This window comes from Cryptosporangium minutisporangium, assembly GCF_039536245.1.
GTDB classification, from domain to species: Bacteria; Actinomycetota; Actinomycetes; order Mycobacteriales; family Cryptosporangiaceae; genus Cryptosporangium; species Cryptosporangium minutisporangium.
On record NZ_BAAAYN010000022.1, the window covers coordinates 44,248 to 67,241 of the forward strand.

Annotated in this window: 18 protein-coding genes and 1 pseudogene; 6 read left to right on the plus strand and 13 right to left on the minus strand. The window is 70.4% G+C overall.

The window, feature by feature from the left end; genetic code table 11:
• Positions 1 to 5: 5 nt before the first annotated feature.
• From ABEB28_RS16605 to ABEB28_RS16650, 10 genes and pseudogenes are all read right to left on the minus strand, one after another.
• A complete protein-coding gene (locus ABEB28_RS16605; RefSeq protein ID WP_345729008.1) occupies positions 6 to 503 on the minus strand; it encodes a flavin reductase family protein in 498 nt (165 codons plus the stop codon).
• On the minus strand, positions 503 to 1,255 hold the full coding sequence (locus ABEB28_RS16610) for an alpha/beta hydrolase (RefSeq protein WP_345729009.1): 753 nt from the start codon (positions 1,253 to 1,255) through the stop codon (positions 503 to 505). Before ABEB28_RS16610 ends, ABEB28_RS16605 begins: the two co-directional genes overlap by 1 nt.
• Positions 1,252 to 2,988, minus strand: a complete 1,737-nt coding sequence (locus ABEB28_RS16615) for an FAD-dependent oxidoreductase (protein WP_345729010.1) — start codon at positions 2,986 to 2,988, stop codon at positions 1,252 to 1,254. The genes ABEB28_RS16610 and ABEB28_RS16615 overlap by 4 nt, the downstream gene beginning before the upstream one ends.
• Positions 2,985 to 4,316 carry an LLM class flavin-dependent oxidoreductase gene (locus tag ABEB28_RS16620; RefSeq protein WP_345729011.1) on the minus strand — a complete coding sequence of 444 codons (1,332 nt, stop codon included), beginning with the start codon at positions 4,314 to 4,316 and terminating at the stop codon, positions 2,985 to 2,987. Before ABEB28_RS16620 ends, ABEB28_RS16615 begins: the two co-directional genes overlap by 4 nt.
• A 12-nt stretch (positions 4,317 to 4,328) precedes the next feature.
• On the minus strand, positions 4,329 to 5,147 hold the full coding sequence (locus ABEB28_RS16625; protein ID WP_345729012.1) for an ABC transporter ATP-binding protein: 819 nt from the start codon (positions 5,145 to 5,147) through the stop codon (positions 4,329 to 4,331).
• Complete coding sequence (locus ABEB28_RS16630) at positions 5,137 to 6,015, minus strand: ABC transporter ATP-binding protein (protein ID WP_345729013.1); 879 nt, start codon at positions 6,013 to 6,015, stop codon at positions 5,137 to 5,139. The genes ABEB28_RS16625 and ABEB28_RS16630 overlap by 11 nt, the downstream gene beginning before the upstream one ends.
• Positions 6,015 to 6,896 (minus strand): ABC transporter permease, encoded by an 882-nt coding sequence (locus ABEB28_RS16635; protein WP_345729014.1) that lies wholly within the window; start codon positions 6,894 to 6,896, stop codon positions 6,015 to 6,017. The genes ABEB28_RS16630 and ABEB28_RS16635 overlap by 1 nt, the downstream gene beginning before the upstream one ends.
• Before the next feature lies 1 nt (position 6,897).
• Positions 6,898 to 7,931 (minus strand): annotated as a pseudogene (locus tag ABEB28_RS16640) (ABC transporter permease).
• Between the two features lie 5 nt (positions 7,932 to 7,936).
• Positions 7,937 to 9,460: an ABC transporter substrate-binding protein gene (locus tag ABEB28_RS16645; protein ID WP_345729015.1), complete on the minus strand. Its 1,524-nt coding sequence runs from the start codon at positions 9,458 to 9,460 to the stop codon at positions 7,937 to 7,939.
• 47 nt (positions 9,461 to 9,507) lie between these two features.
• Positions 9,508 to 10,908 carry an LLM class flavin-dependent oxidoreductase gene (locus tag ABEB28_RS16650; RefSeq protein ID WP_345729016.1) on the minus strand — a complete coding sequence of 467 codons (1,401 nt, stop codon included), beginning with the start codon at positions 10,906 to 10,908 and terminating at the stop codon, positions 9,508 to 9,510.
• Positions 10,909 to 11,230: 322 nt separating this feature from the next.
• Between ABEB28_RS16650 and ABEB28_RS16655 the strand changes: the two genes are divergently transcribed.
• Together ABEB28_RS16655 and ABEB28_RS16660 are read left to right on the plus strand one after the other, a co-directional pair.
• The gene (locus tag ABEB28_RS16655) at positions 11,231 to 12,130 is read left to right on the plus strand and encodes a LysR family transcriptional regulator (protein WP_345729017.1); all 900 of its coding nucleotides are present in this window, start codon (positions 11,231 to 11,233) and stop codon (positions 12,128 to 12,130) included.
• The gene (locus ABEB28_RS16660) at positions 12,130 to 12,639 is read left to right on the plus strand and encodes a cupin domain-containing protein (protein ID WP_345729018.1); all 510 of its coding nucleotides are present in this window, start codon (positions 12,130 to 12,132) and stop codon (positions 12,637 to 12,639) included. Before ABEB28_RS16655 ends, ABEB28_RS16660 begins: the two co-directional genes overlap by 1 nt.
• Positions 12,640 to 12,659: 20 nt before the next feature.
• Here ABEB28_RS16660 and ABEB28_RS16665 read toward each other — a convergent pair whose 3' ends face one another.
• Positions 12,660 to 12,947: a YiaA/YiaB family inner membrane protein gene (locus tag ABEB28_RS16665; protein ID WP_345729019.1), complete on the minus strand. Its 288-nt coding sequence runs from the start codon at positions 12,945 to 12,947 to the stop codon at positions 12,660 to 12,662.
• Between the two features lie 92 nt (positions 12,948 to 13,039).
• Here ABEB28_RS16665 and ABEB28_RS16670 point away from each other — a divergent pair, with 92 nt between their 5' ends.
• A complete protein-coding gene (locus tag ABEB28_RS16670) occupies positions 13,040 to 13,483 on the plus strand; it encodes a PIN domain-containing protein (protein WP_345729020.1) in 444 nt (147 codons plus the stop codon).
• 425 nt (positions 13,484 to 13,908) lie between these two features.
• On the opposite strand, the gene ABEB28_RS16675 is transcribed toward ABEB28_RS16670, so the two are convergent.
• Together ABEB28_RS16675 and ABEB28_RS16680 are read right to left on the minus strand one after the other, a co-directional pair.
• Entirely contained in the window at positions 13,909 to 14,682 is a 774-nt protein-coding gene (locus tag ABEB28_RS16675) for a DUF7873 family protein (RefSeq protein ID WP_345729021.1), read from the minus strand.
• 32 nt (positions 14,683 to 14,714) lie between these two features.
• Positions 14,715 to 15,902 (minus strand): PucR family transcriptional regulator, encoded by a 1,188-nt coding sequence (locus ABEB28_RS16680; RefSeq protein ID WP_345729022.1) that lies wholly within the window; start codon positions 15,900 to 15,902, stop codon positions 14,715 to 14,717.
• 106 nt (positions 15,903 to 16,008) lie between these two features.
• Between ABEB28_RS16680 and ABEB28_RS16685 the strand changes: the two genes are divergently transcribed.
• The 3 genes from ABEB28_RS16685 (at position 16,009) to ABEB28_RS16695 (ending at position 22,644) form a co-directional block, all read left to right on the plus strand.
• Positions 16,009 to 18,465 carry an aminotransferase class III-fold pyridoxal phosphate-dependent enzyme gene (locus ABEB28_RS16685; protein ID WP_345729023.1) on the plus strand — a complete coding sequence of 819 codons (2,457 nt, stop codon included), beginning with the start codon at positions 16,009 to 16,011 and terminating at the stop codon, positions 18,463 to 18,465.
• Between the two features lie 79 nt (positions 18,466 to 18,544).
• The gene (locus ABEB28_RS16690) at positions 18,545 to 20,131 is read left to right on the plus strand and encodes a xylulokinase (protein ID WP_345729024.1); all 1,587 of its coding nucleotides are present in this window, start codon (positions 18,545 to 18,547) and stop codon (positions 20,129 to 20,131) included.
• Positions 20,132 to 20,691: 560 nt separating this feature from the next.
• Positions 20,692 to 22,644, plus strand: a complete 1,953-nt coding sequence (locus ABEB28_RS16695; RefSeq protein WP_345729025.1) for an L-lactate permease — start codon at positions 20,692 to 20,694, stop codon at positions 22,642 to 22,644.
• Positions 22,645 to 22,994 lie beyond the last annotated feature (350 nt).

The following is a 22,994-nucleotide window of genomic DNA, read 5'->3' on the forward strand; positions in this document are numbered from 1 at the left end:
GCCGGTCACTCCAGGCGCCGGAACTGGCTGGCGTGGAAGACCAGCGGGGTGACGTCGTGGTGCGCGTCGAGATCGCGTACCCGCAGCACGACGATGTCGTGGTCACCGGCGCGGACCTCCTGTTCGATGCTGGTCTCGAACCATCCGCTCGCCTGCTCCAGCAGCACGGCGCCGTCCTCCGTGGTGCGCCAGGACAGGTCGGCGAAGCGGTCCGCGGCCCGTCCGGCGAGCTGGCGGCCGGCGCGCTCCTGCGCCCCGCTGAGGATGCTCACCCCCAGCCGCGGTGCGGTGCGCAACGTGGGCCAGGTGGTGGACGTGTGCGCGATGCAGAACGACACCAGCGGCGGGTCCAGCGAGACCGAGGTGAACGAGCTGGCGACGAGGCCGACCGGAGCGGCGGAGACCAGCGCGGCGACGGCAACCACACCGGAGGGGAACGTTCCGAAGACCTGCCGCAGCCGCTGCTGATCGGTGAGCGAGGAGACAACGGTGGTCATCGTCATCACCAGGCACTGGATTCGACGTCGACGATCGGGACCAGCGGCGTGCCGTCCCGCAGCACCTCCAGGAACGTGACGATCTCCGCGGCGACCGAGCGGTGCTGCAGATCGTTGAGGACGTCGTGATGGCCGCCGCGCACCACGGCCAGGCGCGCACGGGGCAGCGTCTTGGCAGCGCTGGTCAGTGCGGCGCGGTCCGCATACGGGTCCGCGTCGCCGACGAGCAGCAGGTGCGGGACGTCGACCGCGTTGCCGTACGCCGCGTCCAGGAGAGCGCTCGGCACCGCGCGGTCCAGCGTCCCCCGGGCGACCTCGGTGTCGTCGCTGAGCACTCCGCGGTGCACGGCGCAGTGCGTACGGGCGTCGAGTTCGTCGTCCCAGGCGTCCGATCCGTGGGTGCCGTACCCCGGCAGCGCGGCGAGCACCACCGCGTCCGGCCACCACGCGGCACCCGTCTCCTCGCGTGCCACCAGCGCGGCGAGCGCGGCGGCGCCGAGGTCCGAGCCGATCAGGACGAGCGGGTGAACCAGGTCGGGGCCGAGGTCGGTCACGGCCGCGGTCAGCTCGGCGGCCAAGCGATCCGCGGACCCGGCGTCGGCGTCGGGTGCGGCCAGGACCCGCACCCGATAGGAGTCCGCGGCCAGCCGGGTACCGAACCGGGCGTAGCTCCGCCGGGTCTCGCCGCGCCCGGGAAGAACCAGGACGGTGCCGCGGGTGCGCAGACCCTGCGGCCCGAGATAGTCGTGCTCGGTCATGAGACCGCCTCCGAAGTGAGAATCGTGGGGAGCAAGGGCTGGGACTCGGGAGCCGTGCTGACGCCGAGGATCCGGTCGAGGACCGCGGCGGTGCCGCCGACCGGCAGGGCGTCGCCGCGCCAGGCGACGTGCTGATCCGGCCGGACGAGGACGTTGTCGGCGCCGTAGAGGGCGCGCACCTCCGGATCGATGAGGTGGATGACGGTGAACGGAAGCCCTCGGCCGGCCACCTCGCCGAGGAACGCCGCCTCGACGGTGCGGTCGGACGAGAGCACCAGCAGCGCGAAGTTGTTGCCGATGCGGTCGTAGAGCGTTCCGCCGTACGGATCGATCAGGCCGTCGGGGGCGCGGTGCCCGGGACGTGGGTCGTCGGCGTACACGTCTCCGCGCCAGTCCGGCTCGGGACCGTCCTCGTACCAGATGACCGACGAGGCGTCGTAGCGCTCGTCGAACGTCACCCCGACCGCGTCCACCCGGTCGGCGTCGATCCGACGGGCGATCTCGGTGCGCCGTCCCTGCGCCTGGCTGCTCGGATCGGCGTCGTCCGGAACGCCGATCCGGCGGATCTCGGCGAGGGTCGCGGCCGCGCGCCGCGCGCGGGCCAGCGCGAAGTCCGCGACCCGCCAGTTGTGCGGACGTCGCTCCTGGTCGTAGGAGTCGAGCAGACGATCGGGGGCGGAGCCGGCGAGTACGGCGGCGAGCTTCCAGCCGAGGTTCACCACGTCGCCGAAGCCCTCGCCGAGGTTGCCGCCCGGGGTTCGGACGTGCGCGGCGTCGCCCGCCAGGAGCACCCGGCCAGCTCTGAACGTCCGCGCGATTTGGGTGGCCTCGTAGAACGTCGTCGCCGACGCGATCTCCAAGTCGAGGTCGAACCCGAACGCGGCTCGGGCGATCCCGAGGAGTTCCGGCTCGGACGGCTCGTAGTCCAGCGGGTACGGGCCGGCGTAGACCCGCCACTCCCGGGTGCTGACGGCCGCGAGGAATCCCGAGGCTTTCTGGTTGAAGACGATGTTGGTGCCGCTCGGGGCGGGGCCGACGCGGTCGGAGATGTCGCCGGTGCGGACGATGAGCCGCAGGCGCTTCTCGGTGGCGCGCTCCCCGTCCCGCGCGATGCCGGCCAGCCGTCGCACAGTGCTGCTGGCACCGTCCGCGCCGACGACGTACCGGGCACGGATCGTGCGGGCGGATGCGTGGTCCACCTCGGTCAGGTCGGCCTCGACGCCGTCGTCGCTCTCCCGCAGCGCGGTCAGTCGCCAGCCACCCGCGACGCTCACGCTGCGTTCGTCCAGGTGGTCGAGGAAGACCCGCTGGAGTGCGGACTGCGGACGGCGGAGCGCCTCCTCGGTCGAGTTCCGCCGGGTGCCGGGACTGGCGAAGGAGGGCGCACGAGTGGGCGCCAGCTCGTGCCCGACCAGCGAGGTCACCAGCCGGATACCGCGGTTCCACTCGGGCGGGAACGTCCACTCGTCCCGGATCCGCTGGAGCAGTCCCCAGCGCCGGAAATGCTCGACCACGCGCGGCGTGTGCCCCATGGCTCCCGCGCGGATCAGCGTGGCGACGCGGGCCTGGTCGACCACGGCCACCTCGACCCCGCGTCCGGCCAGCTCGACGGCGGCGGACAGCCCGACCGGCCCGGCTCCGACGACGAGAACGTCGACGTCCGCGGGCGGCGTCGCGGCCGGGAAGTACACCGTGTGGACGTCGCGCCCACCCGTTGCCGAATGAGCGCTCATCCGACCGACACCCGCGTGTACCGGTTGGCCGGGATCGGCAGGCCGAGGTGTCCGCGCAGGGTGTCCGCCTCGTACTCGGTACGGAACAGGCCACGCTTCTGCAGGAGCGGCACCACGCCGTCGGCGAAGTAGGTCAGCTCCTCCTCGGTGCGGAACGCGAGGTTGATGCCGTCGAAGGTGCCGGCCTCGAACCACGTCTCGATCGTGTCCGCGACCGTCTGCGGAGAGCCGACGAACGGCGACTGCTTGAACTCGGTGGCGCTGTCGACCACCTGGCGCAGCGTGAGGTTCTCCCGGCGCGCGCGCTCGACGATCTTCGCGGCGCCGGTGCGCCCGCCCCGCTCGGCGAGGTGGGCGACGTCCGGGAAGGGGCCGTCCGGGTCGTACTGGCTGAAGTCGTGCGCGCCGAAGCCGCGGCCGAGCAGCGCCAGGTTGCGCTCGAAATCGTTGTCTTCGGCGAAGATCTCCCGCTCGCGCTCCCGTGCCGCGGCGTCGGTGGCGCCCACGATCGGGCCGCCGTGGATGAAGATCTTGATATGGTCCGGGTCGCGCCCGGCGGCTGCGGTGCGTCGCTTGATGTCCGCGTAGTACTCGCGGGCCTGCTCCAGCGAGCCGCCCGGGGCATAGATGCCCTCCGCGACCTCCGCGGCCAGGTTTCGCCCCTCCTCGGAGACGCCCGCCTGGAAGATCACCGGCTGTCCCTGCGGCGAGCGGGACAGGTTGAGCGGTCCGGCGACCCGGAAGTGCTCGCCGACGTGGTCCAGCGCGTGCAGCTTGGTCGGATCGAGGAACACGTTGCGCTCGACGTCGGCGGGGAAAGCGTCGTCCTCGTAGGAGTCCCAGAGACCCCGGATCACCTGGACCGACTCGAGCGCGCGACCGTAGCGGGTGGCGTAGTCGAGGTGCTCGTCGAGGCCGTAGTTGCGGGAAGTTCCGGTGTCGAAGCTGGTCACGACGTTCCAGCCGGCGCGTCCACCGCTGATGTGATCGAGCGAGGCGAAGCGGCGGGCGAGGTTGAACGGCGAGTTGTAGGTCGAGCTCGCGGTGCCGACCAGGCCGAGGTGGGTGGTGTGCACCGCGACGGCGGAGAGCAGCGTGAGCGGCTCCAGCCGGTTGAGGTAGTGCGCCGGGTAGGTGCTGTTGATGAACTGGCTGTCGACGATGAAGAGCGCGTCGAAGAGCGCCTGTTCGGCCAGCTGCGCCTGCCGGATGTAGTACCGGATGTCGATGCTGGCGTTCTTGGCGATCCGCGGGTCTCTCCACAGGCCGTGCTGACCGGGGCCGCCGACGCCGTACGGGTGGAGCGCGAGGTGGATCTTTCGAGGCATGAGGGTCCCCTCTCAGGCGTGCAGGAGCTCGCGAAGCGCTTGACGTTCGGCTCGGTCGACGGTCGCCGCGCGCAGCATCGGGGCCGAGCTGACGAGTAGCCGGGTGTAGACGTGCTCCGGAGCGGTGATGACGCGGTGCGTCGGGCCGTCCTCGACCAGCTCGCCCTGGTAGATCACGGCGATCCGGTCGGCGACGCCGGCGACCGATCCGAGGTCGTGGGAGATGAAGATCAGCGCGACGCCGGCGGCCCGCAGGTCCTTGAGGATCTCCAGGATCTGGACGCGGTTGGCTGCGTCGAGCGCGCTGACCGGCTCGTCCAGGATGATCACCGCGGGGTCGGTGACCAGTGCCCGCGCGACCGCGACACGCTGCCGCTGCCCGCCCGAGAGGCCGCTCGGCAGCCGACCCAGCAATTCGTCGTCGAGCTGAACGCGCGCGAGCATCAGCCGGGCCCGGTCCACCGCGTCGCCGCGGGCCACGCCCTGGACGAGCAGCGGCTCGATCAGCGAGTCGGAGATCGTGAGTTCGGGGTCGAGGCTCCGCAGCGGATCTTGGAAGACGTACTGGATCACGCCACGACGGCGCAGCGCTCGCCACTGGCGCTTCGTGTAACGGGTGACGTCCTCACCGTCGACGAGGATCTGGCCCGCGGAGGCCGGCACCAGCCCGAGAACGGCGCGGGCCAGCGTCGACTTGCCCGATCCGGTCTCGCCGATCACGCCGACCGTCTCGCCGGGGCTCACCCGCAGCGAGACGTCGCGCAGCGCGTGCCGTCGGCCGTATCGCACGTCCAGACCCGAGATCTGCAGAAGCGGGGCGTCAGAGGACATGGGCCGGCTCCGTGGTCTCGAGGTACCGCTCCAGGCCGTACTGGTCGTGTTCGCTGATCAGCAGCCGGGTGTACTCGTGCTGGGGGTGGTGCAGCACTTCGCTGGTCGAGCCCCGCTCCACCACTTCGCCGTGGCGCATGACGAGGACTTCGTCGCAGATCTGGGCGATCACGGCGAGGTCGTGGGAGACCACGAGCAGCGCGAGCCCGGTCCGTTCCCGCAAGTCGGCCAGGAGGTCGAGGATCTCCGCCTGCACGATGACGTCGAGCGCCGTGGTCGCTTCGTCGGCGATGAGCACCGTCGGGTCGGCCGCGATCGCCGCGGCGATCAGGACACGCTGCAACATCCCACCGGACAGTTCGTAGGTGTACTGCTCGTAGACCAGTGCCGGGTTGCGGATGTGGACCGCGGCGAGCAGGTCGATCGCGCGGCGGCGGGCCGCTCGCTTGGAGAGCCCCTTCTTGACCTTGATGACCTCCGCGATCTGGGCTCCGACCCGCATCGACGGGTTGAGATAGGACGCTGGATCCTGGAACACCGCGCTGATCGTGGAGCCGCGCAGCCGGGTCCAGTCGGCCGCGGACAGCCCGGCGATGTCGCGTCCGTCGATCTCGATCGAGCCGCCGGAGACGACGAGGCGCTCGGGGAGGATGCCCAGCGTGGCCCGGCAGGTCAGCGTCTTGCCGCTACCGGATTCGCCGACGATGCCCACGACCCTGCCCGGGGTGAGCTCGAACGAGACGCCGTGGACGATGTCCCGGTCGTTGACCTGGTCGTGCACGTGCAGGTCGCGTACGGCCAGCACGACCCGATCGGAGGGCTCCGGCGACGCGCTGCGCGCCGCCGCGACTTGGGTGGACGCGGTCATCAGGGCTTTCCTTCCGCGGAGGCGGGCTCGACGCTGGTGCGGTGGGCCTTGCGGGCGTCAACGAGAGCCCGACCGGATTCCCCCGAGACGTCGCGGATGGCGTCGGCGAGCAGGTTGCAGGCCCAGACCGTCGCCATGATCAGCGCGGCGGGGGCGACCGGCGCGAAGGGCCGGTAGTGCAGGTAGTTCAGGTCCGAGGCGAGCAGGCCGCCCCACGTCGGCGCGGGCGGCTGGACGCCGATGCCCAGGAACGTGAGGCTGGAGACGACGATGAAGCCGACGCCGACGGTCTGGGCGAACGCCACCGCGATCGGCGGGAGCACCTTGCCCCAGACGTGGCGCCGGATGATCCAGCCGACGGAGGCACCGGAGATCAGCGCGGCCTCCACGTACTGCGAGTGCGCGACCGACAGCGTCGCTGCCCGCGCCACCCGGAAGAACAGTGGTGAGACGAGCACCCCGACCGTGAGCATGGCCTGGGTGAGGCCGTTGCCCAGCAGCGAGGTCACCGCGACGGCGAACACCAGGAACGGCAGCGCGACGAGGGTGTCGGTCAGGCGCAGCGTCGTCCACTCGAACACCCGCCCCAGCAGGACCGAGAGCAGGCCGGGAACGACCCCGACGACGAGCGCCACCAGCGCGACCTCGACCGAGCCGACGACGCTGTCGCGGGATCCGGCGAGCAGCCGGCTGAACACGTCGCGACCGAGGTAGTCCGTGCCGAGCCAGTGTTCACCGGAGATGCCCGCGAGCGGCTTGGCCGCGGCTTGCAGTGGATCTTCCGGCGCCACGATCGGACCGACGATCGCCAGCAGACCGATTCCGATCAGGATGCCGATCGCGAGCCGGCCCGAGGGCAACGCGAGGATTCTCTTGACCATCTCAGACTCCCCGCTGCGCGGCCGGCGTGACCTTGCCGAGCACCACGTTGACGATCAGGTTGAAGCTGACCACCAGGACGATCGAGACCACCAGGACGCCCTGGACCGCGGGTACGTCGCCGGCTTGGGCGGAGTCGTTGGCGAAGCGTCCGAAGCCCTGCAGGCCGAAGATCCATTCGGTGACGACCGCGCCGCCGATGATCGTCGGGAACTTCAGCCCGAGCACGGCCAGCGACGGCCCCACCCCGTTCGGCAGGACGTGCCGGAGGAAGATCCGCCGCGGACCGAGCCCGCGCACCACCGCCCCGGTGACGTAGTTCTCCGAGTACGCGCCGACCAAGCCTGCGCGTAGCTGCCGCGCCACGTCCGCGACGGTGTCGAAGCTCAGCGCGAGCGCGGGTAGCAGCAGGTGTGCGAACCAGGGCGACACACCGACCTCGAACGGCACGTAACCGCCCGAGGGGAACCACCCCAGCCCGACCGCGAAGATCTCGACGAGCACGATGCCGACCACGAACGGTGGCATACCGAGAAGACGGTCAGCACCGAGGTGATCGCCCGATCGATCCACGTGGTGCGTCGCAGCGCGGCGAGGGTGCCCAGCGCGAAGCCGAACACCACGCCGATGATCATCGCGAGCGTGGCCACCGAGAGGCTGATCGCCAGCCCTTCGGCGATCAGCTGCGAGATGCCCACGCCGTTCGACCAGCTGCGACCGAGGTCGCCGTGGAGGACCTGGTTGAGCCAGTTCCAATACTGGACGAGGAACGGCTCGTCCAGGCCCCACTCGTGCTCGATGCGGTCCACCGCGGCCGGGGTGGCCTCCTCACCCAGCTGCAGATGCGCCGGGCTCAGCCCGCTCAGCGCCCGGAGCCCGAAGGCCACGAACGTCGCCACCAGGAAGACCGGCACGACGATCGCGAGCGAACGGGCGACGGTGATCAGGGTGCGGCCGAGGGCCCGCCGCACCCGGATCCCCGCGAGCGCGGCGCGGCTGGATACGAGCGGGGGCGCGTAGACAGCTGCGTTGGCCATGGAACTCAGCTGACCTTTACGCCGGTCCAGTCGATGTGACCGGGGTTGGCGGGCAGCGCCGAGATGGACTTGCTCTTGGCGAGCAGGTTGGGCGAGGAGTACGTGAAGATCAGCGCGTTGCTCGCCAGGCCGGTCCGGGTGGCCGCTTGCAGCACCGAGGCGTACTCCGGCGAGTCGGGCGACGTCTGCCGCACCTTCGCGATCGCCGTGTCGAAACCGGCCGGCTGGTAGGGCGAGCTGAGGTTGAGCGGGCCGTCCGGACCGAAGTGCGCGGTCAGCGTCTGGACCGCCGAGTCACGCCCGGTCGTCCCGTAGAGGGACAGGGTCAGTTCCTTGGCGAAGAACGGCGTCGCCCAGTTCTTGTCGACCTTGATGTCGACCGTGATGCCGACCGCGGCCAGCTGCGACTGCACGATCTCCGCGGCGGGCTGGGCGTCCGGGATGACCAGCGTCAGCTTGATCTTGCCCGGCTGGTAGCCGGCCTCGGCGAGCAGCTGCTTCGACTTCGCCGGGTCGTACGGGTACTTGTCGGCCGACTGCGGGTCGTAGGCGATGTAGTCCTTGGGGAACGGCTGGTCCGTGGCCTCGCCGTAGCCGAAGCCGAGCTTCTCGACGAACTCCTTGCGATTGACGGCGTAGCGCACGGCGTCGACGACCTTGGGGTTGTTGAACGGCGCCTTGTTCACGTTGAGGCTGATGTTGCTGGCGTTGAAGCCCGGCTGCACGAACACGTCCAGCCCCGCCGCCTTGGCCGCGGTCGCGTTGCTCGGGGTGATGTCGGCGAAGTTGTAGACGCCGGTCTGCAGGCCCGAGACCACGGTCGCGGCGTCCGGCGCGGAGATCAGCTCCACCTTGTCGATGTGGATGTTCTTGGCGTCCCAGTAGTCCGGGTTCCTCTTCAGCACCGCCTTGGTGCCGGGGATCAATTGGGTGACGATGAACGGCCCGGCGCCGACCGGCTTCTGGTCGAGCGTCGTCGGGTCGGCAGCCGCCTTGGGGCTGGCGATCTGCAGCACCCGCTGACCGAGCAGCAGCGGGATCTGGTAGTCGGTCTGCGTCAGCTGCACGACGACGTCGAGCTCGCCCTTGGTCGTCACCGACTTGATCGAGGTCAGGTCACCGAAGAGCGCCGAGTTCTTCTGCGTCTTGGCCCGCTCGATGGCGGCCTTCACCGCGGCGGCGTTCACCGGGGTGCCGTCGCTGAACTTCAGCTCGGGCCGCAGGTGGAACGTCACCTCGTCGCCGGTGCTGTTGTACTTCCAGCTCTCGGCGAGGTCGGGCACCGCGTTGCCCTTCTCGTCGGTCCTGGTCAGCGAGGCGTAGACGAGCGCGAGTTCACGGAACTGCGCGCCGCTGCCGGAGACCACCGGGTCCCAGTGCGTCGGGAAGTAGGACGAGGCCCACTTCAACGTGGCCGAGCCGCCGCCGGCGGCGGTGGACCCGCTACCGGCGCAGGCGCTGAGGACGAGGGCCAGCGCGGCCACCAGGGCCGCGAGTACAACGCTGGGCCGGGAACGGCGTCTGGGCATCGGACTTCTCTCTCTGCTGGAGGGATACGGCACGGTGGGGGAGGGGCTCACCGGACGGCGGCGGGCTGGGCCGCGTGCGAGGACTGCGGCGCGGCGGGTTCCGCCTTGCGCGCGGCGGTGCGGTGGTTCTCCGGACTGTGCCGATTCGCTGGAATGGGCAGGCCGAGGTTGCCGCGGAGGGTCGTCGCCTCGTAGTTCCTGCGGACGACGCCGCGCTCGCGGAGGATCGGCACCACCTCGTCGGTGAAGCGAGCGAACTCGCGCGGCGAGGTGACGCTGACGCTGATGCCGTCGAAACCGCCGCCGACGAACCAGCGCTCGATCTCGTTCGCCACGGTCAGCGGCGAACCGACGAACGGGGAGCGCTGCGCGGCCAGCTGGTGCTCCACGACCTGCCGCAACGTCAGGCTGTTCTCCCGTGCGTGGCGCGTGATCGCCTCGGCTTGGGTTCGGAAGCTGTTGGCGGCGGCGGGGTCGACGTCCGGGTACGGCGCGTCCAGGTCGTACTGGCGGAAGTCGTGCCACCCGAACGGCCGACCGAGCTCGGCCAGCGCCCGCTCGAAGCTCTTGTTGCCGAGGATCGCGGCCTCCTTGGCCCGCGCCTCCTCGTCGGTGTCGGCGATGATCGGGAAGATCCCCGGGACGATCAGCACGTTCTCCGGATCGCGGCCCTTCGCAGCAGCCCGCCGGCGCAGCTCGGTCCGGTAGGCGCGGGCCTGTTCCAGGGTCTGCGAGTGGGTGAAGATCGCGTCGGCGATGCTCGCCCCCAGGTCGCGACCGTCCTCGGAGTCACCGGCCTGGAAGATCACCGGCTGGCCCTGCGGTGAGCGCTCGAGGTTGAGCGGCCCGACCACGGAGAAGTGCTCGCCCTGGTGGTTGAGGGCGTGCTGCTTGCTCCGGTCGAAGAAGACGCCGCGCTCCTTGTCCCGCGGGAAGGCGTCGGCCTCGTAGGAGTCCCACAGCCCCTGGGCCACCCGGACGTGTTCGAGTGCGCGCCCGTACCGGGTGGGGTAGTCGTAGTGCTCGTCCCGGCTGTAGTTGCCCGCGGTTCCGGCGTCGCCGCTGGTGACGACGTTCCAGCCGGCGCGGCCACCGCTGATGTGGTCCAGCGAGTAGAGCCGCCGAGCCACGTTGAACGGCTCGTTGTAGGAGGTCGTGAGCGTGCCGACCAAGCCGATGTGGGTGGTGTGCACCGCGATCGCCGACAGCAGGGTCAGCGGCTCCAGGCGACTGAGGTAGTGGTTCGGCGAGTCCGGGGTGATGAACTGGCTGTCGACGATGAAGACGAGGTCGAACTTGGCCGCTTCGGCCTCCTGAGCGCGCGCGATGTACCAGCGGACGTCGACGCTGGCGTCGGCGGCGACATCGGAGTCGAGCCAGGTGTTGTGCTGACCTGGTCCGCCGACTCCGAGGAGAATGGCGCCCAGCTTGAGGGTGCGGCGAGACATGGATTTGCCTTCCGTGCCGAGTGCGAGCGAACAGGTGGAGGCCGGCCCGTCTCGGACAGGCGGCGTGATCGGGCGGGCTCCGCGTCGGGTGCGGCTCACTCGCGGACGCCGTTCGACGGTCGTCCGCGGGCCGGGTCAGTGCGTCAGGGACAGACCGCGGGTCCGTGGCACACGCGGTCGCTGCAGCGACAACGTGCGTGCATCACACTGACCGGCGGCCTCATGTCCACTATCCTGATCAACTAGGTAGGGAAAGTCCAACGACGTATCGCGATGGTGACCCATCACATCCGCTAATGAATCGTTGAGCAGAGGGGTGGAGATGGCGTTGACCTTGGACATCGCACCGTTGCGCAGCTTCGTCGCCGTGGCCGACTGCGGCGGTTTCCAGCGCGCAGCACGGGCGCTGCAGCTGAGCCAGAGCGCGATCAGCCAGCACGTCCGCCGGCTGGAGGCGGCCGTCGATCGCCCGCTGGTCGTTCGCCACGGACGGGGATCCCGGTTCACGCCGGACGGTGAACAACTACTCGCCCACGCTCGACGAATACTGGCCGTGCACGACGAGGCGCTCCGCGCGTTCGGCGTCGAGGCGGAGCGTTTCGTCGTGATCGGCTCGACGGAGCACGCCGCCGCGCAGCTGCTGCCCTGCTTGACGGCGGCGCTGGAAGAGAGCCTCCCGGACTGGCGGACGCGGTTCCGGATCGACCGCGGCGCACGCCTCCGCGACGGCCTGGCGGCCGGGAGCATCGACTTGGCGTTGCTCCTCGGCAACAGCGACGACCCGCGTGCGGTGCCGGTCGGGGAGCTGGAGCTCACCTGGTACTCGGGCCCCACCTGGACGCCGCCGGTGCCCGGCAGGCCGATCCCGATCGCCGCCTTCGACGACCCGTGCGCTCTCCGCAGCCGGGCGCTGGAGACCCTCGCCGAGCACGGTCTACCCGCGGAGATCAGCGCGGAGTCGGCTCAGCTCGCCGGAGTGCAGGCCGCAGTCGGTGCCGGGCTGGGCGTGGCGCTGATGGCGACGCTCGGCCAGACGCCGGAAGGCCTGATTCCACGCGACGACCTGCCGAAACCCCGGTCGCTCACCCTCAACATCTGGTCCCGGCCGGGCCTCCCGTCCGACGTCACCCGCGCCGCCGCCCGTGCGGTGGCGCGCTTACTGAACTCGCCGGGCGGCCCGGTGCCGCTCGTCTCCGCCATCGCGCTAGCAAAGGGTGCCTGATGTCCGCTCTGCACGTCCCCGCCGGTTCGACGCCCAGCGGCGTGGTGCTGCCCGCCGACATCGACCCGTTCCACCGCCGCCTGCACCGCATCGCACCGTCCGGCCTGGTCGGCCAGACCACGCAGACGTCGGGCATGCGTCGCGTCGAGGCGATCAGCGGCAAGACGGTCGGCGCGCAGAACCTCTGGATGGGGCAGACCCATGTCCCCGCGTCCACCAATTCGGGCAACCATCACCACGGCGCGTCGGAGACGGCGATCTACGTGGTCTCCGGTACGCCCGCGTTCGTGTTCCTCGACCTGGAGGGCGACGAGCCGGTCGAGACGCGCATCCAGACCGGCCCCGGCGACTACGTGTTCGTGCCGCCGTTCGTGCCGCACCGGGAGGAGAACCCGGATCCGGACACGGAGGCCGTCGTCGTGATCGCTCGAACCACTCAGGAGGCGATCGTGGTCAACCTGGACAGCCTGAGCTGGGCCGGGGTGGACCCTGGCACGGCCCGTTCCTGAGCGCGGGCGTCAGCTGATCGTCAGCTGTTCGTCGCGAACGGGTCGTGCTCGGTGAGCAGCTTGTCGATGCGAGCCTGGTCGACCCGGCTCACGACCTCCGTCGACTCCTGGTGGTCGCGGACGCACTTGGCCAACGTGAACGACGACGTCACCAGGTAGAGCAGGCTGAGTGCGATGAAGGCTCGTGGCCAGGCACCGACCGGCAGGTTGATCACGGCGAAGCCGGCTGCAAGGACGGCGACGCCGAACGAGAGCCCGGCCTGGACGAAGAACGCGGTAGTGGTCTTGCGGGGCGGGGTAGCGGCCATGCCGCAATGGTCCGGCCCCGCGCCGTCGCAGTCTTGAGCACTCGTACTCAGGCGGATCGACACCTTGCGGCGACCGTTGGTACGAGGCTGGTGTGGCGCACGGCCGCGAGCGATTCGGCGCAGGGCTGCACCTCATCGACACGTCCGCGCACGCACGAGTGGCCCACCCGGCGGTGCGCGACGTCATCGCTGGGCTGGTCATCGACCGCGCGGCGGCGGCGTGCGTCACCGTCGACCTGGGAGCGGGCTACTCCGGGCGCGACGCGGAGCACGTCGGGCGCATTCGTTGCCGTCGACGCGAGCTGTACGTCACCCTGCGGATCAGCGAGGCGATCGCCGATCGGGCGCGCGACGTCCAAAGCCGGATGGCGTCGCGCGGTCACCATCGGGCGGCTGGCGTCTTGGACCTGCTCACGGCGGCGGTGGCCGAGCACCACGGGGCCGTAGTTCTCCACTACGACGCCGATTTCGAGCACATCGCGGACACCACCGGACAACCCCATCGCCGGGTCGCGCCGCGCGGCAGCGTGGACTGAGACGTGGCGGCCCCGGGGGCTTTACCCGTCCCCCGGGGCCTGAACGTGGAGAACGACCACGTTGGAGTCGGCGGGAATCGAACCCGCAACTTCATCCTCTGAAGGGATGCGCGCTACCAGTTGCGCTACAACTCGCGCCTCGCGCTGACGACCTCCGCCACTGTCGGCGCCGGTCAGCCTGATTCGCTGCGCTCTGCCGTTGAGCCATTCCGCCGTGGTGGAGGCGGAACCGGGATTCGAACCCGGAACCTCAGCGAGTGAGCCGACGCGCGTCGTGCCGGACGGCCCGAGGCGATATTCAATTTGGCGCAATAGCTTCAACATGAGGGCGGGCATTGATCTGCCCTGGTCAGCCTGAATCTCAGTCTCAGCTTCTCCGGCTTTCGCGGCCGGTACCCCGCGCGCCAGCGGGGAGTCTCGTCCGGCTAATCCCGCAGGAGGTAGCCGGTCAGGGCGGCGCCGAGCGGATTGTCGACGACCTCCTCCAGGTTGGCCTGCTCGCGCGCCATCCGCACGGCCGCGATGAGCTTGTCGACCCGGTCGAGCAGCGTCGCCTTCCGGCCGGCCGGGATCGCGCCGGACAGCTTCACGGTCGTCCAGAAGCCGACGACGACGTCCTCGTTGTACGAGGTGACCTGCGCCGGGTGCTTCTCGGTGGCCTCGTAGAGCACCTGCACGCGCGGGACCTTCGCCGTGCGGGTGGTCTCCCGCGGCTCCGACCGGTACGCGCCGGCGTCCGCGTCGCGCGTCCAGACCTCGGCGATGTCGAGGACCGGGAGCTTGGCGATGACGCCACGCCAGTCGACGAGCTCCTTCTCCAGCGTCATCAGGAACGTGACCGGCACCTGGGCGGCGATGGTCTCACCGTCGACGACGATGTCACCGCGGGCCCGCGCGTTCGTCTCGTCCTTGCTGGCCGTGACGTCGAACAGGCGCGAAAGCGTGCGGGACGCCTCGTCGAGGAGCTCCTCGACGTGGACCTGAACCCGGGTGCGCTCGTCCGGCAGCCGTACGCCCTCGTCGTCGATCGGCCGGTAGGTCCGGATCAGACCGGTGAGGGCCGCCTCCAGCGAACCGCGCTGCATCTGCTGGTGGATCGCCGACTGCGCGTCCTTGGCGCGTGCCTTGACGCTCTTCTCGATGGCGACGAGCTGGTTGAGCAGCGTCGTCCGGTTGCGGACCTGCGTGGTGGTAGTCATTTCTCCTGCCCCGTTCGGTACGTCCGCGAACTCTATGACCCACCGGCAACAGCGCCAACGGAATTCGCGCGCAGGGCCAGGACCAGCAGCAACTCGAACCGCAGTCGGGGATCGTCCAACTCGTCGCCGAGCAGATCACGCAGCACCTTGAGCCGATAGCTGACCGTCTGCGGGTGGACGAACAGCTCGGCCGCCACCTCGTTCCGCGCTCCCCAGTGGAGTAGCCAGCTGTGCAATGTGTCCAGAAGGCGATCCCGCTGCATCGGGCGAAGGTGCTCCAGCGGCGCGAGGCGGCGGGCCGCGAGCACGGCCAGCGCCCCGGGCTCACCGCGCAGCGCCAGCGTCGCGAGGTGATCGTCGACGAACACCGGACCCCTACCGTTCGACGCCAGCTCGGCCGCGAGCTCGGTCAGCCGCACGCCCTCCGGCGTGCGGGACCAGGGCAGCGGTGGCCCGACGACGGCTCGGTACCCGGCGAGACCGTCGGAGAGCGCGGCGCGGGTGGCGCGGGCGCCTTCCGGCAACAGCAGGACGGCGTCGCGTGCCCGGTCGACGACGATGCCGTCGGCGCCGTACCGGAAGCGAGCGTCCCTGGCCCGGTCGAGGGGGAGGAGCACCGGCACGATCACGTCCGGCGTCGGCCAGCCGATGCCTGCCGCGGCCGCCAGCACGACGCTCTCCGCCGCACCGCCGCGGAGCAGCAACTCGGCGAACTGACGGCGGCGCCGGTCGCCCTCGCCGACCTGCTCCCGCAGCTGACGGCTGTACCCCTCGGTGCTTCCGGCCGACAACTCGTCGACGAACGCGGTCACCGCATCGGACAGGTCGATCAGCTCCTCGGCGCTCACCGGCCGACGCCGGGCCAGCGCCTCGCCGCACGTGCGGAGGATGAGCCGGGACGCCGTCCGGAACGCGGCCAACAGCGCCTCCGGGCCGCGTTCCTCCCGCGCTTCGGCGGCGCCGAGGCTGGCGAAGACCTCCCGGGACTGCGGCGGCAACGCCGGTTGGTCGGTGCCGGCCAGATCGAGGAAACGCTCCAGGGCGACGGTGACCGCGGTCCGCACGTCGCGCTCGAACTTCGGGTCGGAGATGCTCCGGAACGCGGGCGACGTCGCGGTGACTGCGTCCGCGATCTCCCGCACGGTCTGCTCGAGCCGTGGCCGCATCGCGTCGGCAAGATCGGGTGGCAGGCTCCGCCACGGGACATGATTTAGCACCATGTGCTAAATCATGCCCGTTTTCTGACTGGTCGTGGTACGGAGATCTCGTCGTCGACAGCCGTCACGATGAGCGTGATCACCCGCGTCCAGTTCCCCGGGGGACCCCATGGAGCACCGCACCTCCCGCCAGCACGTCGTGGACATGTGCCGCACCATGCTCGAGCGCGGCTACCTCAAGGCGACCGAGGGCAACGTCTCGGTCCGCGTGCCGAGCCACGACTGCTATGCGGTGACGCCGAGCAACTACGACTACGACCGGATGCGCGCCGAAGACGTCAGCCTGGTCGGGTTCGACGGGAAACCGCTGCCCGGGTCGGGGGCGGGCCTGCCGCCGTCGATCGAGTGCGGCATGCACGCGAACATCTACCGCGAGCGGCCGGACGTCAACGCGATCGTGCACACGCACCAGCCGTACGCGTCGGCGCTGGCGTTCTTGCGGAAGGAGATCCCGGCGCTCACCGACGAGCAGGTGCGGTTCCTCGGGCGCAAGGTCGCGATCATTCCCTACGCGCCGTCGGGCACGTCGTTCCTCGCCGGCAAGGTGCAGAAGAAGGTCGCCAGCGGCGACAACGCGTTCATCATCGCGAACCACGGCATCATCGCGCTGGGCACCGACCCCGACCGTGCGGTCTTCAACATGGCGCTGCTGGAGAAGGTCTCGCTGGCGTATCTCCTGGCGCTGACCACCGAAGCCGGCAAGATCTACACGATCCCGGACGCGATCCGGGAGGTGGCGTTCAGCAAGCTGCGCAAGGACGAGAAGCGGATCGCCGCGCAGATCACCGCCGCGGTCGAGCCGGTGCGGGTGCCTCCGACGGAGGAGCTGCCCAGCGTCACCGACGCGCCGGTAGCCGCTCTCCCGGCCGAGGCAGTGCCCGCTCCGACCAAGGCAGTGCCCGCTCCGACCGAGGCAGTGCCCGCGACGGCCGAAGCGGACCCGGCTGCGTCCGCGTCGGACGGGCCCGACGCGGACGGGCTCCTGGCGGCGGCTGCCGACCTCGCGTCCGCAGGAGGCGACGACCCGGCCGCCTCCCCGTCCGCGGAGGCGGCCGCACCCGTCACCGCAAAGACCTCGGCGGACGACGTTCCGCAGCCGATCGGCGCGGAGTCGGCGGCGCTGGGCTACGCGATCAGCACCTATCCGGACGTCGACGACACGATGCGCCGGCTCAAGGCGCTGGTGGCCCAGCCGATCCGGGGCCTGCGGCACGACGCCCTGCACGACGTCCTCAACTACTTCGAGACGAAGTGCCGGGCCAGCAAGGAGATCACCGACCGCGCCAAGACCCGGATCCCCGGCGGCGTCCAGCACAACCTGGCCTTCAACTACCCGTTCCCGCTCGCGATCGAGAAGGCCGAGGGCGCCTACCTCACCGACCGCGACGGCAACACGTACATCGACTTCCTGCAGGCCGGTGGCCCGACGCTCCTCGGTAGCAACTACGGCCCGGTCAACGAGCGGGTCGCCGAGGTGATCAAGCGCTCCGGCCCGGTCACCGGCCTCTTCCACGAGTACGAGCTCAAGCTCGCCGAGATCATCAACCGGTACATGCCGCACATCGAGATGTACCGCGCGCTCGGCTCCGGCACCGAGGCGGTCATGGCAGCCGTCCGCGGTGCCCGTGCCTTCACCGGCAAGAACGTCGTGATCAAGGTCGGCGGCGCCTACCACGGCTGGTCCGACACGATGGTCTACGGCCTCCGCGTACCCGGCACCTTCCGGATGAACGCGAAGGGCATCCCGTTCGGCGCCACCGGCAGCACCCGAGAGGCGTTCCCGCACGACCTCGGCCTGCTCAAGCGCAAGCTGATCGAGAACCGGCTGCGCGGCGGCACGGCCGCGGTCATCGTCGAGCCGGTCGGCCCGGAGTCCGGCACCCGGCCGGTGCCGAAGGACTACAACGCGAAGGTGCGCGAACTCTGCGACGAGTTCGGGGCGCTGCTGATCTTCGACGAGGTCGTCACCGGGTTCCGGCTCGGGCTCGGCGGTGCGGCCGGCTACTTCGGCGTCACCCCCGACCTGACCGTGCTGGGCAAGGCCGTCTCCGGCGGCTACCCGATGGCCGGCGGCGTCGGCGGCCGGGCCGACGTCATGGCGGTCTTCGGCTCCGGGCTCGACGGCAAGAACGGTGCGCACGTCCAGGTCGGTGGCACGCTGTCGGCGAACCCGCTCTCCTGCGCGGCCGGCTACTTCGCGATCGAGGAGATGGCCCGCACCAACGCCCCGGTACTCGCCGGGCGCGCTGGTGACCGGCTCACCCGTGGCCTGCAGCGTCTCGTCGACAAGTACGGCCTGCCCTACGTCGTCTACAACCAGGGGTCGATCGTCCACCTGGAGTGCAGTGGCGTGTTGCTGCTCGACATGCGTCATCCGGTGAAATTGCTCAAGGAGAACAAGCCGCGGAAGCGGCTGATGGAACAGATGAGCGCGGCGTACGCCGCGCACGGCATCATTACGCTCGCCGGGGCGCGGATGTACACGTCGATGGCCGACACCGACGAGGTGATCGACGACGCACTGGCGCGGTTCGACCAGGTATTCGCCTTGGTGGAGGGCGTGTGACTCGGTACCCCGGCTACCTCCTCCGCTCCGCTCCTCGCTCGCTAGGGCTCACTACGATGCTCGCTTCGGAGGCGGCCTCGTGACCCCTCAGCCCCAGGTGCTCGCGATCGATCTGGGCACATCGGGCATGAAAGCCGCTCTGGTCGCGGCGGACGGCACCGTGACCGGGTGGGCCGAGCGCGAGGTGCCGTTGCACGTGCTGCCCGGCGGCGGGGCCGAGCAGGATCCGTACGACTGGTGGAACGCTCTCGCCGGCGTCGTGGCCGCGCTCGGCCGGGCGCACCCCGACCACCTGCGCGCGGTCACGACCGTGTGCGCTTCCACGCAGGGCGAGGGCACGATCCCGGTCGACGCCGACGGTGAGCCACTGACCCGCTGCATCACCTGGCTCGACATGCGGGGCGCGCCTCATCTGCGGCGTCAGTTCGGTGGGTTCCCGGCGGTCGACGGCATGTCGGTGCGCCGCATCGCCCGCTGGCTACGGCTGACCGGGGGCATGCCGTCGCCCACCGGCAAGGACCCCGCGGCGCACATGCTGCTGGTCCGGGACACGATGCCGGAGGTCTACGAGCGCACCGCGTCGTTCCTCAACGTGCTCGACTGGATCAACCTGAAGCTCACCGGCCGGACGGTGGCGACCGTCGACTCGATCCTGACGTCCTGGGTCACCGACAACCGGCGTCCGGGACGGATCCGGTACTCGCCCGCGCTGGTGGCCGACAGCGGCATCGACCGGGACAAGCTGCCGCCGATCGTCGCGTGCACGGACGTGATCGGGTCGCTGTCGCCGCAGGCTGCCGCGCACCTCGGGCTGCCGCTGCGGGTGCAGGTCGTGGCCGGGGCGATCGACAACACCGCCGCCGCGGTGGGCGCCGGCACCGTCGGCGACCATCAGCCGCACCTGTACCTCGGGACGTCGTCCTGGATCGCCGCGCACGTGCGTCGCAAGAAGACGGACGTGTTCGCGCAGATCGCGTCGGTGCCGTGCGCGGTGCCCGACCGGTACCTGATGACCGCGCTGCAGGCCACCGCGGGCGCGAACCTCACCTGGCTGCGCGACAAGGTGGTCGAGTTCGACGACCCGCTGCTGAGCGCCGGGCACATCAGCCGGGACGAAGGCTCGATCTTCGACGCGTTCGACCGCATCCTGCCGACGGTTCCCGCGGGGGCGAACGGCGTCCTCTACACACCGTGGCTCTACGGGGAGCGCGCGCCGGTCGACGACCCGAAGCTGCGTGCCGGCTTCTTCAACATCTCGCTGGACACCAACCGCTCGGACTTGCTGCGTGCGGTGTTCGAGGGCGTCGCGTTCAACACGCGCTGGCTCACCGGCGCGGTCGACAAGTTCCTCGGTTCGCCGGTGACCTCGCTCGTGATCACCGGGGGAGGAGCGCGTTCGGACTCGTGGTGCCAGATCTTCGCCGACGTGCTCGGCATCGAGATCCGGCGGGACGCCCGGCCGGTCGCGGTCAACGCGCGCGGTGCGGGGTGGATCGGGGCGGTCGGCGCCGGGCTGGTGACGTTCCCGGAGATCGGCGACCTGGCCCGCAACGACCACGTCTTCGAGCCGGACGCCAAGGCGCACGAGGCGTACGAGGACGTGTTCGCCGTCTACAAGACGCTGCACAAGCAGTTGGCCCCGGTCTACAAGCGCCTCAACGCCTGACCGGAGCCGTCAGCGCTGCGGGCGGGGTGGTTGGCGGATCGTGGACGCGCCGGTTGCTTGGGTGTCGGGTCATCGCTCCCCTGGGGTACGCGATCCGACAATCACAGCGGCGAGGGCCGGGACGCTCGCCGGCGCGGCTCCCACCCCGGCGCGGAGTTGGTGAGTCGCCTGCTCGGCCAGGATTTTCGACAACTTGCCGGAGTCAGCGTCTTCCACGAGGGCAGCCGCGGACCGTCGGACGAGGACCACTGATCCCCCACGAGGGCACGCCGATAGGACGTGCGGGTGGGGGCTTCACGTGAGCCGGAGCCCGTCGGGCCGCGCCAGCGAGACTAGCCGACGACGCCAGCGGGCTTCGGAGCGCTCAGTCACGCTTCCGGCGCTCGGCGGATACTCCGAGGTTCCGGCGATTTGTCGTGCGGGACGGGCGGGACGGGCGGGACGGGCGGGACAAATCCTGTCTCACTGAGTGATGACGGATTGATCGCGTTACGCATCTATTCGCGCGATCATCGAACGTGGCGTTGCTGTCCGACGGGGGCCGGCACGGAGGTAGCCACGTGTACCAACAGGTCCTCGACCCCGTCGCCCACTCGCTCGCGTGGAGCTCTCTCGTTGCGGCGATCCCACTCGTCGTCTTGTTCATCCTGCTCGGCGGCTTTCGCATGCGCGCCTGGCTGGCTTCGCTGATCTCGCTGGCGGTCGCGCTGGTGGTGGCGGTCGGCGTCTACGGGATGCCGGTCGGGCAGGCGCTGCTCGCCACGTCCGAGGGCGCCGCGTTCGGGTTCTTCCCGATTCTCTGGATCGTCATCAACGCGATCTGGGTCTACAACATCACGGTCGCGACCGGGCACTTCGACGTGTTGCGCCGCAGCTTCACGCGGGTGAGCGACGATCGGCGAATCCAGGCGATCATCATCGCGTTCTCGTTCGGCGCGCTGATCGAGGCGCTCGCCGGCTTCGGCACGCCGGTCGCGGTGACCTCGGTGATGCTGATGGCGCTCGGGTTCTCGCCGCTCAAGTCGGCGGTGCTGGCTTTGACCGCGAACACCGCGCCGGTCGCGTTCGGGGCGATGGCCACGCCGATCCTGACGCTCGGCACCGTGACGGGCATCAGCAGCGACACGCTGGGAGCGATGGTCGGGCGGCAGACGCCGATCCTGGCGGTGTTCGTCCCGCTGGTGCTGGTGTACATCGTGGACGGGATGCGGGGGCTACGCGAGACGTGGCTGTACGCGTTGGTGTGCGGTATGACGTTCGGCATCGGGCAGTACGTGACGTCGAACTTCATCTCGGTGCCGCTCGCGGACGTGGTGGCGTCGCTGCTGTCGGTCGCGGCACTCGTCGGGATCGTGCGGGTGTGGCGTCCGATCGCGACGCCGGTGACGGCGGAGGCGCTCGCCGCCGAGCCGCCGGGCTCCGGTCCGTCCCGCAGCGCCGACGATCCCGACGACGCCACCCGCGCGGCCGCGGCCACGCCGGAGGGCGAAGCCGGATCCGCCGGGCGGGACGCCGCGGAATCGGGTGGCGACCCGGCGGGACGCGACGCCTCCGCGGGACGCGACGCCTCTGCAGGACGCGACGCCTCCGCGGGACGCGACGCCTCCGCGGAGTCGGGCGGTTCGGCGGGTGCCGGCGCCTCGGCGGGGGGCGACGCTTCGGCGGAGCCGGGGGATGAAGTGGGCCGTGATCGCGCCCCGGCGGATGCTCCGGCTGGCGGGTCGGCAGCGGCGGACGAGGGGCGGGACGGCGGGGTGGCGGCGCTGCCGGACACCCGGGCGGAGGTCGCACGGGCCTACGCGCCGTACGCGATCATCATCGCGGTCTTCGTCGTGGGCCAGATCGGACCGGTGAAGGAACTCCTCGAGCGGGCCACGCAGACGGTCGACTGGCCGGGCCTGCACCTCACGAACACCGCGGGCGAGGAACTCTCGCTGGTGGCGTTCAAGCTGAACTGGCTGACCACACCGGGCACGCAGATGCTGGTCGCCGGGTTGCTCACGATGCTGGCATTGAAGGTGTCGGTGGGTCGGGCGGTTCGGGCCTACGGTGCGACGTTGGACCAGCTCAAGTGGGCGATCCTCACCGTGATGACGGTGCTCGGGCTGGCATTCGTGATGAACGCATCGGGGCAGACCGTCACGCTGGGCAGCTGGATGGCCGGCGCCGGCGGGTTGTTCGCGCTGATCTCGCCGATCCTCGGGTGGCTCGGGGTGGCGGTGACCGGGTCGGACACGTCGTCGAACTCGCTGTTCGGTGGGTTGCAGGTCACCGCGGCCGAGCGGGCGGACCTGTCGGCGACGCTGATGGCGGCGTCGAACAGTTCCGGGGGAGTGCTCGGCAAGATGATCTCGCCGCAGAACCTCGCGATCGCGGCGGCGGCGGTGGGGCTGCACAACTCCGAAGGGGACATCTTCCGCCGGGTGGTGGGGTGGAGTGTCGTGTTCCTCGCCGGGATCTGCGTGCTGAGCTGGCTGCAGTCCACCGCGGTGCTGTCCTGGATGGTCCCCTGACGCTGCCGCGCGATCCGACGCGCTGTTGGCCTCTGGATGTCGCCGATTCCGGGTGGCCGCCGGATGGTTGGCGCGCTTCCTGTGCCATGGCCCGGAATACGCCACATCCATGTGGCGCGGCGCCCGGATTGCGCGACATCCATGTGGTGTGGCGCCCCGAAAGCGTGACATCCATGTGGTGTGGCGCCCCGAAAGCGCGACATCCATGTGGTGTGGCGCCCCGAAAGCGCGACATCCACGTCGCGCGGCGCCCCGAAAGCGCGACATCCACGTCGCGCGGCGCCCCGAAAGCGCGACATCCATGTGGTGCGGCGCCCCGAAAGCGCGACAACCGCGTGGGCCGGCGCCCG

What these genes read in the sequence shown, in the direction of transcription:
- ABEB28_RS16605 (WP_345729008.1), bottom strand. Translation starts at nt 503, where the DNA reads ATGACGATGACCACCGTTGTCTCCTCGCTCACCGATCAGCAGCGGCTG.
- ABEB28_RS16610 (WP_345729009.1), bottom strand. Translation starts at nt 1,255, where the DNA reads ATGACCGAGCACGACTATCTCGGGCCGCAGGGTCTGCGCACCCGCGGC.
- ABEB28_RS16615 (WP_345729010.1), bottom strand. Translation starts at nt 2,988, where the DNA reads ATGAGCGCTCATTCGGCAACGGGTGGGCGCGACGTCCACACGGTGTAC.
- ABEB28_RS16620 (WP_345729011.1), bottom strand. Translation starts at nt 4,316, where the DNA reads ATGCCTCGAAAGATCCACCTCGCGCTCCACCCGTACGGCGTCGGCGGC.
- ABEB28_RS16625 (WP_345729012.1), bottom strand. Translation starts at nt 5,147, where the DNA reads ATGTCCTCTGACGCCCCGCTTCTGCAGATCTCGGGTCTGGACGTGCGA.
- ABEB28_RS16630 (WP_345729013.1), bottom strand. Translation starts at nt 6,015, where the DNA reads ATGACCGCGTCCACCCAAGTCGCGGCGGCGCGCAGCGCGTCGCCGGAG.
- ABEB28_RS16635 (WP_345729014.1), bottom strand. Translation starts at nt 6,896, where the DNA reads ATGGTCAAGAGAATCCTCGCGTTGCCCTCGGGCCGGCTCGCGATCGGC.
- ABEB28_RS16645 (WP_345729015.1), bottom strand. Translation starts at nt 9,460, where the DNA reads ATGCCCAGACGCCGTTCCCGGCCCAGCGTTGTACTCGCGGCCCTGGTG.
- ABEB28_RS16650 (WP_345729016.1), bottom strand. Translation starts at nt 10,908, where the DNA reads ATGTCTCGCCGCACCCTCAAGCTGGGCGCCATTCTCCTCGGAGTCGGC.
- ABEB28_RS16655 (WP_345729017.1), top strand. Translation starts at nt 11,231, where the DNA reads ATGGCGTTGACCTTGGACATCGCACCGTTGCGCAGCTTCGTCGCCGTG.
- ABEB28_RS16660 (WP_345729018.1), top strand. Translation starts at nt 12,130, where the DNA reads ATGTCCGCTCTGCACGTCCCCGCCGGTTCGACGCCCAGCGGCGTGGTG.
- ABEB28_RS16665 (WP_345729019.1), bottom strand. Translation starts at nt 12,947, where the DNA reads ATGGCCGCTACCCCGCCCCGCAAGACCACTACCGCGTTCTTCGTCCAG.
- ABEB28_RS16675 (WP_345729021.1), bottom strand. Translation starts at nt 14,682, where the DNA reads ATGACTACCACCACGCAGGTCCGCAACCGGACGACGCTGCTCAACCAG.
- ABEB28_RS16680 (WP_345729022.1), bottom strand. Translation starts at nt 15,902, where the DNA reads ATGGTGCTAAATCATGTCCCGTGGCGGAGCCTGCCACCCGATCTTGCC.
- ABEB28_RS16685 (WP_345729023.1), top strand. Translation starts at nt 16,009, where the DNA reads ATGGAGCACCGCACCTCCCGCCAGCACGTCGTGGACATGTGCCGCACC.